Annotated in this window: 15 protein-coding genes and 1 pseudogene; 6 read left to right on the top strand and 10 right to left on the bottom strand. The window is 70.5% G+C overall.

What is annotated here, in order from left to right; all coding sequences use genetic code 11:
* Positions 1-11: 11 nt before the first annotated feature.
* Both PV734_RS05395 and PV734_RS05390 read left to right on the top strand, forming a co-directional pair.
* Complete coding sequence (locus tag PV734_RS05395) at positions 12-1,148, top strand: FMN-binding protein (RefSeq protein WP_319288857.1); 1,137 nt, start codon at positions 12-14, stop codon at positions 1,146-1,148.
* Between the two features lie 43 nt (positions 1,149-1,191).
* On the top strand, positions 1,192-1,929 hold the full coding sequence (locus tag PV734_RS05390; protein ID WP_319094053.1) for an FAD:protein FMN transferase: 738 nt from the start codon (positions 1,192-1,194) through the stop codon (positions 1,927-1,929).
* Positions 1,930-2,006: 77 nt separating this feature from the next.
* Here PV734_RS05390 and PV734_RS05385 read toward each other — a convergent pair whose 3' ends face one another.
* From PV734_RS05385 to argC, 5 genes are read right to left on the bottom strand one after another with little or no spacing between them, the layout of a single operon-like run.
* On the bottom strand, positions 2,007-2,543 hold the full coding sequence (locus PV734_RS05385; protein WP_319094054.1) for an arginine repressor: 537 nt from the start codon (positions 2,541-2,543) through the stop codon (positions 2,007-2,009).
* 21 nt (positions 2,544-2,564) lie between these two features.
* On the bottom strand, positions 2,565-3,797 hold the full coding sequence (locus PV734_RS05380; protein ID WP_319288856.1) for an acetylornithine transaminase: 1,233 nt from the start codon (positions 3,795-3,797) through the stop codon (positions 2,565-2,567).
* Complete coding sequence (gene argB / locus PV734_RS05375; RefSeq protein WP_319094056.1) at positions 3,794-4,705, bottom strand: acetylglutamate kinase; 912 nt, start codon at positions 4,703-4,705, stop codon at positions 3,794-3,796. The genes PV734_RS05380 and argB overlap by 4 nt, the downstream gene beginning before the upstream one ends.
* Positions 4,702-5,856: a bifunctional glutamate N-acetyltransferase/amino-acid acetyltransferase ArgJ gene (gene argJ / locus PV734_RS05370; RefSeq protein ID WP_319288855.1), complete on the bottom strand. Its 1,155-nt coding sequence runs from the start codon at positions 5,854-5,856 to the stop codon at positions 4,702-4,704. The genes argB and argJ overlap by 4 nt, the downstream gene beginning before the upstream one ends.
* Positions 5,853-6,881, bottom strand: coding sequence for an N-acetyl-gamma-glutamyl-phosphate reductase (gene argC, locus PV734_RS05365; protein WP_319094058.1), 1,029 nt, complete (start codon positions 6,879-6,881; stop codon positions 5,853-5,855). Before argC ends, argJ begins: the two co-directional genes overlap by 4 nt.
* A gap of 139 nt (positions 6,882-7,020) precedes the next feature.
* Between argC and PV734_RS05360 the strand changes: the two genes are divergently transcribed.
* Complete coding sequence (locus PV734_RS05360; protein ID WP_319094245.1) at positions 7,021-7,761, top strand: VOC family protein; 741 nt, start codon at positions 7,021-7,023, stop codon at positions 7,759-7,761.
* A gap of 109 nt (positions 7,762-7,870) precedes the next feature.
* On the opposite strand, the gene PV734_RS05355 is transcribed toward PV734_RS05360, so the two are convergent.
* Positions 7,871-10,345 (bottom strand): alpha-L-arabinofuranosidase C-terminal domain-containing protein, encoded by a 2,475-nt coding sequence (locus PV734_RS05355; RefSeq protein WP_319094059.1) that lies wholly within the window; start codon positions 10,343-10,345, stop codon positions 7,871-7,873.
* A 134-nt stretch (positions 10,346-10,479) separates the two neighbouring features.
* On the opposite strand from PV734_RS05355, the gene PV734_RS05350 reads away from it, so the two are divergent.
* Positions 10,480-10,953, top strand: a complete 474-nt coding sequence (locus PV734_RS05350) for a DUF6314 family protein (RefSeq protein WP_319094246.1) — start codon at positions 10,480-10,482, stop codon at positions 10,951-10,953.
* Here the strand turns inward: PV734_RS05350 and PV734_RS05345 are convergent.
* The 3 genes from PV734_RS05345 to PV734_RS05335 form a co-directional block, all read right to left on the bottom strand.
* The gene (locus PV734_RS05345; protein WP_319094060.1) at positions 10,935-11,528 is read right to left on the bottom strand and encodes a histidine phosphatase family protein; all 594 of its coding nucleotides are present in this window, start codon (positions 11,526-11,528) and stop codon (positions 10,935-10,937) included. The two genes, PV734_RS05350 and PV734_RS05345, sit on opposite strands and share 19 nt — an antisense overlap.
* Before the next feature lie 129 nt (positions 11,529-11,657).
* On the bottom strand, positions 11,658-12,098 hold the full coding sequence (locus PV734_RS05340) for a GNAT family N-acetyltransferase (protein ID WP_319094061.1): 441 nt from the start codon (positions 12,096-12,098) through the stop codon (positions 11,658-11,660).
* Between the two features lie 73 nt (positions 12,099-12,171).
* Complete coding sequence (locus PV734_RS05335) at positions 12,172-13,605, bottom strand: PLP-dependent aminotransferase family protein (RefSeq protein ID WP_319094062.1); 1,434 nt, start codon at positions 13,603-13,605, stop codon at positions 12,172-12,174.
* Between PV734_RS05335 and PV734_RS05330 the strand changes: the two genes are divergently transcribed.
* Together PV734_RS05330 and PV734_RS05325 are read left to right on the top strand one after the other, a co-directional pair.
* Positions 13,604-14,557 (top strand): DMT family transporter, encoded by a 954-nt coding sequence (locus tag PV734_RS05330; protein ID WP_319094063.1) that lies wholly within the window; start codon positions 13,604-13,606, stop codon positions 14,555-14,557. The two genes, PV734_RS05335 and PV734_RS05330, sit on opposite strands and share 2 nt — an antisense overlap.
* A gap of 14 nt (positions 14,558-14,571) precedes the next feature.
* Positions 14,572-14,766 (top strand): DUF1918 domain-containing protein, encoded by a 195-nt coding sequence (locus tag PV734_RS05325; RefSeq protein WP_006383300.1) that lies wholly within the window; start codon positions 14,572-14,574, stop codon positions 14,764-14,766.
* Between the two features lie 17 nt (positions 14,767-14,783).
* Here PV734_RS05325 and PV734_RS05320 read toward each other — a convergent pair.
* Positions 14,784-15,104 (bottom strand): annotated as a pseudogene (locus PV734_RS05320) (hypothetical protein); the annotation flags it as partial.
* Between the last annotated feature and the right edge of the window lie 272 nt (positions 15,105-15,376).

The following is a 15,376-nucleotide window of genomic DNA, read 5'->3' as shown; positions in this document are numbered from 1 at the left end:
AGCCAGGAGCGATGAAGAAGAACCACCCCTTTCGGCGCGTCATGCTGGCGAGCGCCGCCACAGTCTCCGGAATCGTCCTGCTGCTGACGCTGAAGCCGTCGTCGGACCCCGGGTCCGCGCAGGCGGCGGGCGCGCTGCCGCAGCAGACGTCGGCGGCCCAGGAGTCGGCCCAGGGCGGCGCCGCCGCCAAGGACGGCACCTTCACCGGCGACACCGTCCAGACCCAGTACGGCCCGGTTCAGGTCCGCGTCACGGTGAGCGGCGGCAAGATCACCAAGGCGGAGGCGCTGCAGCAGCCCAAGGGCGGCCAGAGCGACCAGATCTCCGGCAACGCGATCCCGAAACTCAACCAGGAAGCCGTCGCCGCCGGTACCGGCGGCAGTATCGACGCGATCTCCGGCGCCAGCTACACCAGCGCGGGCTACGGGAAGTCGCTCCAGTCGGCCCTGGACAAGGCCAGTGCGGGTACGGGCGCCACCGGGGGCGGCGGAGCGGCCCAGGCCGCCACGGTCACCGGTGACGCGGTCGACACCCAGTACGGCCAGGTCCAGGTACGGATCACGGTGAGCGGCGGCAAGATCACCAAGGCGGAGGCCGTCAAGGCCCCGACCGGCGGCCAGAGCACCGTGATCTCCGGCGACGCCGTACCCAAGCTCAACCAGGAGGCGGTCACCGCCGGCACCGCGGACATCGACGCGATCTCGGGCGCCAGTTACACCAGCGCGGGCTACAAGAAGTCGCTCCAGTCGGCCCTGGACAAGGTTCCGGCCGCGGAGTCGGACAAGGGTGCGGCCACCGGCGCGAGTGCGCCTGCCCCGGCCACGAGCACACCCGCCGGCTCGGGCGCCACCGGTGGCGGGGCGACCTCCGACGGGGGCGGCACGTACACCGGCGCCGTGGTTCAGACGGAGTACGGCCCGGTGCAGGTGCGGGTCACCCTGACCAACGGCCGGATCACCTCCGCGTCGGCGGTGCAGGCGCCCAAGGGCGGCCGGAGCGACCAGATCTCCGGCGACGCGATTCCCAAGCTCAACCAGGAGGCGGTGACGGCGGGCGATGGCGACATCGACGCGGTTTCCGGTGCCAGCTACACCAGCGCCGGCTACAAGAAGTCCCTCCAGTCCGCCCTGGACCAGGCCGGTGGTTGATCCCGCCGAAGCTCCCGTCGCGGTGCGTCATGCGGAGGAGGTCATGGGGACCGTCTTTTCCTTTGACGTCCGCGGCGGGGACCCCCGTGCGGTCGGGTCGGCGCTGGCAGCGGCGATCGCAGGACTGCACCAGGTCAACGAGGTGTTCAGCACCTATCGAGAGAACAGCCAGATCTCCCGGCTGGCCCGCGGTGAGATCTCCGTCGCCGACTGCGACCCGGAGGTCGCCGAGGTGCTCGACCTGTGCGCCGAGGCGGAGCGGGTCAGCGAGGGGTGGTTCAGCCACACCTACCAGGGTCAGATCGACCCGACCGGCATCGTCAAGGGCTGGGCGGCGGAGCGCGCGGCCAGAACACTGACGGCGGCGGGCGTGAGCGGGGTCAGCGTCAACGGTGGCGGAGACGTCCAGCTGTGCGGTACGCCGGGCCCTGGGCGCCCTTGGCGGGTGGGTGTGTCCGACCCGCTCCGCCCCGGCGGCCTGGCGGCGGTGGTCTCGGCGGCCGGCACCGACGAACTGGCCGTGGCCACCTCCGGCACGGCGGAGCGCGGCACCCACATCGTCGACCCCCGCACCGGCAGGTCCGCGGTGACGGACCTGGTCGCGGTGACGGTCGTGGCCCCGAAACTGACCTGGGCGGACGCCTGGGCCACAGCGGCCTTCGCGATGGGGTCGAGGCAGGCACTGCGGTGGCTGGAGTCCCTCCCGGACGTGGAGGCACTACTCATCACGGCGGGCGACGAGGTGCGGTGCACCGGGGGCTTGGCGAGACGACTGGGCTGAGGGGGGACCTTTTGCCTTTAGGGGCGCGGGGAACTGCGCGACCAGCCCCCACCGGACCCGCACCCGACACACAACCGTCAATGGTTCTTCTGAGCCAACCCCAACAAGTGATCAGCCAACGCCTGTCCCCCCACAGGATCCCGACTGATCAGCATCAACGTGTCGTCCCCCGCGATAGTCCCCAGAATATCGTGCAGTTCGGCCTGGTCGATCGCCGACGCCAGGAACTGCGCGGCCCCCGGAGGGGTCCGCAGGACCACGAGATTCGCCGAAGCCTCCGCGGAGATCAGCAACTCCGCGGACAGCCGCCGCATCCGCTCCTCCTTCGCCGACTCCCCCAGCGGAGCGCGCGGTGTACGGAAACCGCCCTCGCTCGGCACCGCGTAGATGAGATCGCCGTCGGTGTTACGGATCTTCACCGCGTTCAGTTCGTCCAGGTCCCTGGAGAGCGTCGCCTGCGTGACGGTCAGCCCGTCATCGGCCAGCAGCTTCGCCAACTGACTCTGCGACCGCACCGGTTGCCGGTTGAGGATGTCCACGATCCGGCGGTGGCGTGCGGTGCGGGTCTGCGGTACGGCAGGCCCCGCGTGCTCGTGTTCCTGCGCCTGCGTCATCGTCGTCGTCTCATTCCCCGGTTAGTCCGTCCCGTCAACCGCGTCGAGAACTCCGGGAAGTGCCTGGAGGAACGCGTCCACTTCGGCGTCACCGATGTTCAGCGGCGGCATCAGCCGTACGACATCGGGAGCGGGCGCGTTCACCAGGAACCCGGCGTCCTGAGCCGCCTGCTGCACCTGGGGCGCGAGGGGCTCGTTGAGCACGATACCCAGGAGAAGTCCCGCGCCCCGGACATAATCGATCAACGGGTGGCCCGCACCCTCGATTCCGTCCCGCAACCTCTCGCTCTGCCGCTTGACGTTCTCCAGCAACCCCTCGTTCTCGATGGTGCCGAGTACGGCGAGTCCGGCGGCGCAGGCGACCGGGTTGCCGCCGAACGTCGTACCGTGCTGGCCGGGCCGGAGCAGGTCGGCGGCGCGGCCGAAGGCGACGGTCGCGCCGAGGGGCAGTCCGCCGCCGAGGCCCTTCGCGAGGGTGACGACGTCGGGCAGGACGCCGTCGTGGGCCTGGTACTCGAACCAGTGCCCGGTACGGCCTATGCCGGTCTGCACCTCGTCGAGGACGAGCAGGGCGCCGGTGGCGGCGGTGATCGCGCGGGCGGCCTTCAGATAGCCGGCGGGCGGGACCACGACGCCGTTCTCGCCCTGGACCGGCTCGATGATGACGAGGGCGGTCTCGTCGGTGACGGCGGCGGCCAGTGCCTGCGCGTCGCCGTACGGGACGTACGTGACGTCACCGGGCAGCGGCACGAAGGGCTCCCGCTTCCCGGGCTGACCGGTGAGCGCGAGGGCGCCCATGGTCCGGCCGTGGAAGCCGCCCTCGGTGGACACCATGTGGCTGCGTCCGGTCAGCCGGCCGATCTTGAACGCGCCCTCGTTGGCCTCGGCGCCCGAGTTGCAGAAGAACACCTTGCCGTCCCGGCCGAAGCGCTGGAGCAGCTGTTCGGCGAGCGCGACGGGCGGTTCGGCGACGAAGAGGTTGGAGACATGGCCGAGGGAGGCGATCTGGGTGGAGACCGCCTCGACGATCGCCGGGTGGGCGTGGCCGAGCGCGTTCACGGCGATGCCGCCCACGAAGTCGGTGTACGCCTTGCCGTCGGCGTCCCACACCGTGCTGCCGGCGCCGCGGACGAGGGGCAGCCGGGGGGTGCCGTAGTTGTTCATGAGCGCGCCCTGCCAGCGCGTGGTCAGTTCCTGGTTGGAGCTGTCGGCGCTCGGTTCCTGACTGGCGTCCAGCTCCTGGCCGGCGTTCATGCGTCGTCCCCCTCTTCCTCCGCATCGGGCACGACCATCGTGCCGATGCCCTCGTCGGTGAAGATCTCCAGCAGGATCGAGTGCTGGACCCGGCCGTCGATGACGCGGGCGGTGGTGACGCCGTTGCGTACGGCGTGCAGGCAGCCCTCCATCTTCGGCACCATGCCGGAGCTCAACTCCGGCAGCAGCTTCTCCAGTTGGGAAGCGGTGAGGCGGCTGATCACCTCGTCGGAGTCGGGCCAGTCCTCGTAGAGGCCCTCGACGTCCGTGAGGACCATGAGGGTTTCGGCGCCAAGAGCAGCAGCGAGTGCCGCAGCCGCCGTATCAGCATTGACGTTGTAGACATGTCCGTCGTCCTGGCTACGGGCGATCGAGGAGACGACCGGGATACGGCCGTCGGCGAGCAGTGCCTCGATCGCGCCCGTGTCGATCGCGGTGATCTCGCCCACCCGCCCGATGTCGACCAACTCCCCGTCGATCTCGGGCTGGTGCTTGGTGGCGGTGATGGTGTGCGCGTCCTCGCCGGTCATCCCGACGGCGAGCGGCCCGTGTTGGTTGAGCAGCCCGACCAGCTCCCGCTGGACCTGTCCGGCCAGCACCATGCGTACGACGTCCATGGCGTCCTCGGTGGTGACCCTCAGGCCCGCCTTGAACTCACTGACGATGCCGTGCCGGTCGAGGGCGGCGCTGATCTGCGGGCCGCCGCCGTGCACGACGACGGGCTTGAGGCCGGCCTGGCGCAGGAAGACGACGTCCTGGGCGAAGGCGTTCTTCAGCTCCTCGTTCACCATGGCGTTTCCGCCGAACTTGATGACGACGACCTTGCCGTTGTGGCGGGTCAGCCAGGGCAGCGCCTCGATGAGGATCCTGGCCTTGGGCAGGGCGGTGTGCTTGCGGGTAGTGCTCATGACGAGTACGCGCTGTTCTCGTGGACGTAGTCCGCGGTGAGGTCGTTGGTCCAGATGGTGGCGGTCTCGGTGCCGGCGGCGAGGTCGGCGACGATGTGGACCTCCCGGTAGCGCATGTCGACCTTGTCGCGGTCCTCGCCGACGCCGCCGTTCTTGCAGACCCAGACGCCGTTGATGGCGACGTTGAGCTGGTCGGGCTCGAAGGCGGCGGCGGTCGTGCCGATGGCGGACAGGACGCGGCCCCAGTTGGGGTCCTCGCCGTGGATGGCGCACTTGAGGAGGTTGTTGCGGGCGATGGAGCGGCCCACCTCGACGGCGTCGTCCTCGCTTGCCGCGTTCACGACCTCGACCTTGATGTCCTTGCTGGCGCCCTCGGCGTCCCGGATCAGCTGCTGCCCCAGGTCGTCGCAGACGGCCCGTACGGCCTCGGCGAACTCGGACTGTTCGGGGGTGACTTCGGAGGCGCCGGAGGCGAGGAGCAGCACGGTGTCGTTGGTGGACATGCAGCCGTCGGAGTCGACGCGGTCGAAGGTGGTGCGGGTGGCGGCGCGCAGCGCGCTGTCCAGGTGCTCGCTGTCGACGTCCGCGTCCGTGGTGAGGACGACGAGCATGGTGGCGAGGCCGGGGGCGAGCATGCCGGCGCCCTTGGCCATACCGCCGACGGTCCAGCCGTCCTTGCTGCTGACGACGGCCGTCTTGTGGACGGTGTCGGTGGTCTTGATGGCGATGGCGGCCTTCTCGCCGCCGTGCTCGGAGAGTTGACCGGCGACGGCCTCGACTCCCGCCAGCAGCTTGTCCATCGGCAGGAGCAGCCCGATGAGTCCGGTGGAGGCGACCGCGACCTCTCCGGCGTTCAGACCGAGGGTGTCGGCGACCTTCTCGGCGGTGGCGTGGGTGTCCTGGAAGCCCTTCGGACCAGTACAGGCGTTGGCGCCACCGGAGTTGAGGACGACGGCGGAGACGATCCCGCTCTTGAGCACCTGCTCGGACCACAGCACCGGTGCGGCCTTGACGCGGTTGGAGGTGAAGACGCCGGCGGCGGCGAGGCGGGGCCCGTTGTTGACCACGAGGGCAAGGTCCGGGTTGCCGTTCTCCTTGATCCCGGCGGCGATACCCGCCGCCGTGAACCCCTGTGCTGCCGTGACACTCACGGTGCGACTCCGATCGTGGAAAGCCCGGTGGTCTCGTCGAGCCCGAGGGCGATGTTCATGCTCTGGACGGCACCGCCCGCGGTGCCCTTGGTCAGGTTGTCGATGGCGCTGATCGCGATGATGCGGCGTACGGACTCGTCGTACGCGACCTGCACCTGAACGGCGTTCGAACCGTAGACGGACGCCGTGGCGGGCCACTGCCCCTCGGGGAGGAGGTGCACGAACGGTTCGTCGGCGAACGCCTTCTCGTAGGCGGCGCGCACGGACTCGGCGGTGACGCCGGGCTTGGCGGCGGCGGTGCAGGTGGCGAGGATGCCGCGGGACATGGGGGCGAGGGTGGGCGTGAAGGAGACGGCGACGGGCGAGCCGGCGGCGCCGCTGAGGTTCTGGACGATCTCGGGCGTGTGCCGGTGACCGCCGCCGACGCCGTACGGAGACATGGACCCCATGACCTCGCTGCCGAGCAGGTGCGTCCTGGCCGCCTTGCCGGCGCCGGAGGTCCCGGAGGCGGCGACGATCACGGCCTCGGCCTCGGCGAGCCCGGCGGCGTACGCCGGGAAGAGGGCGAGCGAGACCGCGGTCGGATAGCAACCGGGCACCGCGACGCGCTTGGACCCCTCCAACGCGGCGCGGGCGCCCGGCAGTTCGGGGAGGCCGTAGGGCCAGGTCCCGGCGTGCGCGGAGCGGTAGAATTTCTCCCAGTCGGCCGCGTCGTGCAGCCGAAAATCGGCACCCATGTCGACGACGAGGGCGTCAGGGCCGAGCTGCTCGGCGACGGCGGCGGACTGCCCGTGCGGCAGCGCGAGGAAGACGACATCGTGCCCGGCGAGCACGTCGGGGGTGGTCTCCTGGAGCACACGGCCGGCCAGTGGCAGCAGGTGCGGCTGCAGTGCGCCGAGCCGCTGCCCGGCGTTGGAGTTGCCGGTCAGGGCGCCGATCTCGACCTCGGGGTGGACGAGGAGCAGACGCAGCAGTTCCCCGCCCGCGTACCCACTCGCTCCGGCCACCGCCACACGTACCGCCATGGAACCCTCCTCCTTGATGGCATGACTATACGTTTCGATGCACGTTTATGCAATATGGTGGATCAGTATGCGGAGCCGCGCGGACGGCACCGAGATCGTCGCGGAGGTCACCGTAGGGCGGCTCCCTAAGATCGTCGACATGACACTGCGACCCGTCCTGGTGAACATCAAGGCCCTTGACGACTCCTCGATCGGCCGTTTCTGGGCGGAGGCCCTCGGCTGGAGTGTCTCCAGCCCCGAACCCGGGGCGACCGCCGCCAAACCCGCCGACTTCGACTGGCGGGACCCGGTCGGTGTGTGCGTGGACGTCATCGTCGTCCCGGAGCCGAAGACGGCGACGAAGAACCGGGTGCACATCGATCTCGCGACCACCTCCGCCGCGCATCAGGCGGAGCTGGTCGCGCGGCTCAGGGCTCTCGGGGCGACACCCGCCGACGTGGGCCAGGGCGACGTGCCGTGGACGGTCCTCGCCGACCCGGAGGGCAACGAGTTCTGCGTGCTGGAGCCCCGGGACGTCTACCGGGACACCGGGCCGATCGCCGCCGTGGTGGTCGACTGCGTGGATCCTCGGGCCATGGCCCGGTTCTGGGACGAGGCGATCGGCTGGACCCTGCACGAGGTGACCGACGATTCGGCGGTGCTGCGCGACGCCAGGGGGGTCGGCCCGTACCTCGAGTTTCTCCGCAGGCCCGGCCTGAAGCCCGTGCGGGACCGCGTCCACATCGACCTGGTGCCGGACCCCGGTGACGACAAGGCGGCGGAGGTGGCCAGGCTGCGGGCCCTCGGCGCCACCGACCTCGACGTAGGCCAGGGAGACGTCCCGTGGACGTGCCTCACCGATCCGGAGGGCCACGAGTTCTGCGTGCTCGCCCGGTCCTGAGGAAGCGAGGAACGACTGGTCGGCCCGACCGGGTACGGGCGGCCCGGGCGCCCTCCGGCACCTGAGCCGCCCGTACGGTCAGCCGTTCCCGTCGGTCATCCGGTCACCGTCACCCCTTCTTGATCCGCAGGAAGGTCACGGAGTTCGCCGGGAACGTGTACGTGAACTTCCTCGCGACCCCCGTGAACGTCGACCTCACCGGCGAGACCGGTGCGGCCGTCTCGGTGTTCACCGCGTCCGGCGCGGCGGCCAGCGTCGTCACGGCGGCTCTGGACCTGACCTTCGCGCTGCCGAGGTCGATCGTCGTACGCGCCTGCGCCGCCTGGGCGTTGACGACCTTGACGATCAGGTCGCCGGTCTTCGCGTCCTTCGTGACGATCTGACGGAACGGCTCGGCGGGCTTGTCGTCGGTGAAGCCGCCCCACTCCTGGCCGTCCAGGTAGAGGGTGACCTGACGGCCCCGTACCTTGACGTCGATGTCGTAGGCGCGTCCCGTCTCGATCGAGCCGGCCTTGGCCACGAGCGTCGACTTGCCGCCGTCCGAGGCCTGTTCGACGGCGGACTGGGTGTTGTTCCAGCCGCCCAGGTTCCACCAGTAGTAGTTGCCCGTGTCCTTGACACCGAAGGCGACGAGGAAGCCCTCTTTCCCGGACTTCTTGGTGGCCTTCACATGGAGGTCGTAGTCGTGCCACGCGGGGTCTCCGGCCGAGACCATCGTGTTCTCGGCGGCGACGTCCGTCTGCACGTACTGCCCGTCCTGGACCGCCCAACTCCCGCCGCCCGTATGGGTCCACTGGGCTGCGTCACCCGAGAAGTCGTCGCTCAGCAGCGCCGCGCCGTCCGCGCCGGTGACCTTGACGTCGTCGTACGCCGCCGTGGTCGCCCACGTGGACAGGCCGACGGCGCCCGCGATCGGGCCGCTCACCGAGGGCGTGCCGGTGGCGGTGGTGGGCACCACGCGGTCGCCGACGTTGTTCATGAACAGCTTCTGCACCTCGTACGAGGGCGAGCCCCAGGACGCGTGGTTGTTGAACCAGATCATGTCGGGGCGCCACTGCACGTAGTCCTCGTTGGAGAGCAGCGGGGCGTACGAGGCGAGCTTGACGACATCCGCGTTGCGCTCCAGGCCCGTCATGAACGCGGCCTCGGAGAGGGCGTTCTTGAAGGTGTTGCCGCCGGACGCGTACTCGCCGAGGAAGACCTTGGGGCCATTCCTGTCGTACGAGTCGTAGCGGTCGTTGTTCTGGAGGAACCAGTTGGTGCTGTTGTAGTAGTGCTCGTCGACCATGTCGACGTTGGCGTCCCGGTTGAGCTTCCAGGCCGTGTCGAAGGTCGAACCGCTGTCGTCCGGGCCGGAGTTGGAGATGACGGTGATGTCCGGGTACTTGGCCTCGATGGCGGTCCGGAACTCCGTGAAGCGGGCGAAGAACTCGTTCGGCAGGTTCTCCTCGTTACCCACCTCGATGTGCGTGAGGTGGAACGGCTTGGGGTGACCCAGCTGGGCCCGCTTGCGGCCCCACTCGCTGGTCACCGGCCCGTTGGCGAACTCGATGAGGTCAAGGGTGTCCTGGACGTGCCGCTTGAGCAGCGCCTCGTCGACCACGGCCCTGTTCTGCCCGCAGCCGGTGACCAGTGCCGGGACGACGGGCAGCGGCATCGCGCCGATGTCCTCCGAGAACTGGAAGTACTCGTAGTAGCCGAGGCCGTAACTCTGGTTGTAGCCCCAGAAGTTGGAGTTGGTCGCCCGCTGCTCGACCGGTCCGATCGTGTCCTTCCACTGATAGGAGCGCTGCCGCTGCCAGTTCGAGGCCTCGCTGTAGTCCTGCATGGAGCCGGTGTTGACCAGGCAGCCGCCCGGGAAGCGCACGAAGCCGGGATCGAGCGCGGCGATCTTCTGGGCCAGGTCCTGGCGCAGCCCATGGCCCTTGTAGGTGTCCCGGGGCAGCAGCGAGACCATGTCCAGGGCGACGGGGTTGTCCGTCGCGACCGTCAGCCGCCCTGCGGTGCTCGAACGGGTGGCGGTGAACCGCGCCCGGTACTTGGCCCAGCCGCCCTTCACCGCGACCTGGCGGACCTCGGCGAGAGCGCCTTCGGTGTCATCGAGGGACACGGTCAGCGCGGTGGCCCGGTCGGCGCGGGCCCAGACGGAGAACTCGTACTTCTTACCGCTCTCGACCCTGATCCCGGTGTTGTAACCGGAGTTGGTGACGGAGGAACCGGCGCCCAGGGAGAGGTAGGTGCGGTTGCGGGCGTTCAGGCGCCCGTCGTCGGCGAGGGCTGTCGCCGTACCGCTGACGGCCCAGGAGGTGAGGGGCGTGTACGAGCGGTTGTCGGCGGTGGAGTACTCGAAGGATCGGTTCTGTACGAGTTCGGCGTACAGGCCGCCGTCGGCGGCGCGGTTGATGTCCTCGAAGAAGACTCCGTACATCGTGTCGTCGATCCTGGCGCCCTTGGCGGCCGGGTCCACGGTGATGGCGTAGTCGGTGACGTCCTCGGCGTTGGCCGGGGCGGGAACGACCGCCGAGACCACCAGAAGGGCGGCGGCCGTGAGACCTAGTCTCCAGCGGGTGCGTGTGCGTGACATGGATACTCCGCGGCTCTGTCGGTGCAGTTCGGGATATCGGACATCGATCAGCACTTCGAACGGCAACATAGGTATGTGACTGGAGTGCGTCAATGGGGCAGGCGGCAACTCGTGTGCCTGAAGTGGAGGGCGGCATGGGCGACTTCCGGCCAGTAGCGGATGCCCTGCGGTATCTGGCGGGGAGCTGGCGTCTGGAGCGAACGGTGCGCGATCTCGCGGGCACCGACGAGGGGACTTTCACCGGCATGACGACGTTCAGCCCGCTGGACGAAGGAGGCCTGCGCGGCCTGCTGCACCACGAGTCCGGCACCTTCGTCTGGCAGGGTGTCGCCCGACCAGCCGAGCGCACGCTCCACTTCCTCCCGGGCCTCGCGCCGGGCACGGTGGACGTGCGTTTCGCGGACGGCCGCCCCTTCCACGATCTGGACCTGACCTCGGGCCGCTGGACCACCGACCACCCCTGCGCGGCCGACCTCTACCGCGGCGAGTTCACGGCCCTCGGCACGGACCGCTGGCGGGCGGTGTGGCGCGTGACGGGCCCCGCCAAGGATCTCGTTCTCACATCCGACTACACCCGTCGCGAATGCGGTCAGCCGCGAGCCGACTGAGGGAACCCGCTCTCGAAACGCAGATTCCAGCGGCCCTCGCGGCCCGTGACCACGGTCGTGGACAACGGGCGGACGTCGAGGTTCCAGTAGGTCGAGGGGGGTGCCTTCAGGGCGTAGACGAGGGCCGCCCGGATGACCGAGGGCTCGGCCACGGCGACGATCCTTCCTCCGTCGTCGGCGGGCCGGGTGTCGAGCCAGCCGCCGACGCGCGAGACGAAGTCCAGCAGCGACTCACCGCCGTGGGGTGTGGCGCGCGGATCGGCGAGCCAGGTGTCCACGGACTCGGGCTCCCGGGCCATCGCCTCCCCCAGGGTGAGTCCGCGCCAGCGGCCCATGTCGCAGTCGCGCAGGGCCAGCTGGACGAGCGGCCCGTAACCGAGCGCGTCCCCCGTGGCCCGGCTGCGGGGCGTCGGTGAGCAGTAGCGGAGCTCGGCCGCCGCCAGCGGTACCAGGTCCTGGGCCGCGCGCTGCACCTCGTCCCAGCCGGCCTGGTCCAGCGGCCGGTCGTCGTCGAAGCGTTCCGCGAGCAGCGGGGAACTGCGCGCGGCGGCGACGAACGTGACCCGAAGTTGCATGCGGCGATGGTGAGCCGGGAAAGTGGGCAGGTCAAGAGGCGTTACTCAGGAGTTACCGGGGGTAGACGACCAGCCCCGCCCGCACCCGCCCGATCGTCACAGAGGCTTTACGCCGGCTCCACGGAGGCTTCACGCGAAGTGGAGCGCCATCCACCGATCGGGCTTGTCGAGCGGCCGGAAACCGATCTTCTCGTAGACGCCGTGCGCGTCGTGGGTGGCGAGCAGGATGCGGCGCACCCCGAGCGCCCCGAGGTGGTCCCGAGCCTCGCGCACCATCGCCGTGCCGATGCCCGTTCCCCGTACCGACGGGTCCACGTACACATCGCACAGCCACGCGAAGAGCCCCTGATCGGTCACCACCCGCGCATACGCCACCTGCACCCCCGAAGTCACGTCGTACACCCCGAAGTTGAGCGAGTGCGCGATCACTTCCTCGAACTTCTCCCGAGGCCGGTCCAGCGCCCAGTAGGCGTCGGTGGACAGCCAGCGGTGAACACGCTCGACATCGACCCGGTCGGGGTCGACGGAGATCTCGTAGCCCTCGGGGAGGGCGGTTACGTCGTCGCTCATGGCCGGAGGTTCACAGGTGGGAGCGGGCGCTGTCCACCTGTTTCCGCGGCCCGCGCCGGGTCGGAGAGCCTCGTCAGAGCACCTCGCCGCAGGCCGTACGCAGCCTCCGTACTCCCTCCCCGATCTCCCCCACCCCCGCCACCGCCGCGAAGCTCAACCGCACGTGTGCGGCCGGGGGTTCCGCGCTGAAGTAGGGGCGGCCGGGGGTGATCGCGACCCCCGCGCGCAGTGCGGCGGCGACGAGAGAGGAGTCGTCGGAGCCGTCGGGCAGGCGCAGCCACAGGTGATAGCCGCCCGACGGGATGTGCGGCAGGGAGAGCTGCGGGAGGCCGGTCGCCAGCGCGGCTGTCATGGCGTCCCGGCGGGTCTTCAACTCCGTTGACACCGCGCGGAGATGGCGGGGCCAGGCAGGTGATCCGACGAGTTCCAGGGCCGCTTCCTGCAGCGGACGGGGGACGAAGAAGGTGTCGACGATCTGGATGGCGCGCAGCCGTTCCAGCACCGGGCCCCGGGCCGCGAGCGCGCTCACCCGGAAGCTCGGCGAGGTCGCCTTGGTGAGCGAGCCGACGTGGACGACCACACCGTCGGGATCCTCCGCCGCGAGGGGACGCGGCAGCGGCGCCGCGTCCTCGTGCACCAGCCGCCGTACGAAGTCGTCCTCGATCACGAAGGCGCCGGCCTCGCGGGCGATCCTCAGCACCTCCGCGCGCCGGTGGGGCGCGAGCACGGCCCCGGTCGGGTTCTGGAACAGGGGCTGGCAGACGAACACCCGGGCGCCGGTCGCCCGGAACGCGTCGGCCAGCAACGGCGGGCGTACCCCGTCCGCGTCCACGGGGACCGGCACCGGGCGCAGGCCGGCCGCGCGGGCGATCGCCAGCATCCCTGGGTAGGTGGGCGACTCGACCAGCACCGGGGCGCCGGGCGGGGCGAGGGCGCGCAGGGCTGTCGTCAGGGCGGCCTGACCGCCGGCCGTGATCAGTACCTCGGCCGCCGTGACGGCACCGCCGATGCCTCGCGCGAACCACTCACGCAGTTCCGGCAGCCCGTCCAGGGGCGGCCGTCCCCACGCCCCCGGACGGCGTCCGGCACGTGACAGTGCCGCCGCCATCGCCCGCTCGGGCTGGAGGGAGGGGTGCAGATAGCCGCCGTTGAACTCGATCACCCCGGGCGGCGGCGCGGCCAGCGAGACGACGACACCGGCGGCGTTCACCGTGCGCGGTACGAGGTCGGCGGCACCGTCCGCGCTCAGGGCGACCTCCTGCCAGGAGGTGTCCCCGGCGGGGGCGGACGCGGGGCGCGCCTCCGCGCGGTACGCGCCGGCCCCCGGGCGGGTCACGACCAGGCCCTCGGCGGCCAGTTGGGCAAGCGCCCGGGAGACGGTCACCGGGCTCACCCGGAAGCGTTCCACCAGTACACGACTGGACGGCAGCTTTCCACCTGGAGAGTAGCGGTTCAACTCCTGTCGCAGCTGATTCGCCAGTTCACCGACACTGCTACGCTCTTGCATGAGAGCACACGATAGCGCTACCGCACCGACTCCGATAGCGGTCAACAGCCGCTCAGAGGCCCCGGTCCCATCGGCTCCCGCTGAGAAGTCCGCGGCCCGTCGCGCCGGGACCCTTCAGGCAGCTCTCGGCGTCACGGCCTTCTCGCTCACCTTCCCGGCCACGGCCTGGGGGCTGGAGGGGTTCGGTCCGTGGTCGCTCGTGGCCGTGCGGTCCGTTCTGGCGGCGGTCATCGCGGGCGGCTTTCTGCTGACGACGCGTGTACGGCCGCCCGCCCACCGCCACTGGGCGGGGCTCGCGGTGGTCGCCGCCGGAGTCGTCCTCGGCTTTCCGCTTCTCACCACGCTCGCCCTCCGGACGTCGACCACCGCGCACGCCGCCGTCGTGGTGGGCCTGCTGCCGTTGACGACGGCCCTCTTCTCGGCGCTGCGCATGGGCACCCGCCCCTCGCGCACCTTCTGGGCGGCGGCCCTGGCAGGCGCGGCGGCGGTACTCGCCTTCACCGTCCAGCAGAGCGGCGGCGCCCTGACCAGCGCCGACGCCTATCTCTTCGGCGCCCTGCTGGTCTGTGCGGCCGGCTACACCGAGGGCGGCAGGCTGGCCCGGGTGATGCCGGGCTGGCAGGTCATCGGCTGGGCACTGGTGCTGTGCCTGCCGCTCACCGTGCCCGCCGCCGCGCTGGCGCTGTCGCAGGAGCCCGTACTGCTCACCGCGCACAGCGTGCTCGGGCTGCTGTGGGTGGCGGCGGGGTCGCAGTTCCTCGGCCTGGTCGTCTGGTACCGGGGCATGGCTGCGATCGGCATTCCGAAGGCCAGCCAGTTGCAGCTCGCGCAGCCCCTGCTCACACTGGTGTGGTCGGTCCTGCTGCTGGGCGAGCAGCTGACACCGGCCGCACCGCTCACCGCGGCGGCCGTGCTCGTCTGCATCGCCGTCACCCAGCGGGCCCGCGGCTGAGAGGAGGCCCGCAGATGCGCGCAATCGTGGGCGACCAACTTGTCCAGCACGGCAGGGTGGTCGGCCAGCACGACCAGGTCACGGAAGTCGTCGAGGTCATGGGCCAGGAGGGCACTCCCCCGTACCGCGTCCGTTTCCCGGACGGGCACGAGGCAGTGATGTCCCCCGGCCCCGACTGCCAGGTCCGCCACAAGGACGCGGACCGCTAGCCGAGTACCGCTGAGCGTCAGCGTGGTGGCATCGCCGGCTGCTGGTAGTGGTCGGCGACCACCCGGGCCATGGCCCCGATCCGGTCGGCGCCCACTTCCTTCGCGGAGAAGAAGACATGCCCCCGCGCCTCGGGGTGGCTCTGGGCGAGGGTCAGGTGCCGGGACAGCTCGGCCGGGTCCTGCCAGGCCGCGGGCTGCGCCGGGTCACCCGCCTTGTACAGCGCCTCACCGACGTACAGCTTCGTCCCCGTGCCCTTCGCGACGCCCGCCCACCAGGGCAGCAGTTTGGCGTAGTCGGCGGCGGCGAAGCCGATGTTCGGGTAGATCTGCGGGCAGAGGTCCCGACACAGCGTCAATCCCCTTCGCAGCTAAGACACTTCGAAGATCATCGCGGGACGATGGCATACAAGCGGCCTCGTCCGAAGGGCCAGGTGCAACCGCGACTGCTCTGGTAGGTACCGGAAGAGCGCGCCCCGTACAGCGCCCAGGAGCGGCCCAGCGGTGCGTCCGGCTGCCAGTGCGGCGGGGCGGGACCGCCTCTCAACACCAACTCCCCTACACAGGTGTGCAGTCGGACCTCGACGCTAGCTTCGCGCAGCAGCGCCGCGCT

Source organism: Streptomyces sp. AK08-02 (assembly GCF_033795085.1).
Taxonomy (GTDB): Bacteria; Actinomycetota; Actinomycetes; order Streptomycetales; family Streptomycetaceae; genus Streptomyces; species Streptomyces echiniscabiei.
Note: the sequence above shows the minus strand (reverse complement) of the source record. Positions and strands in the feature narration are given on the sequence as shown.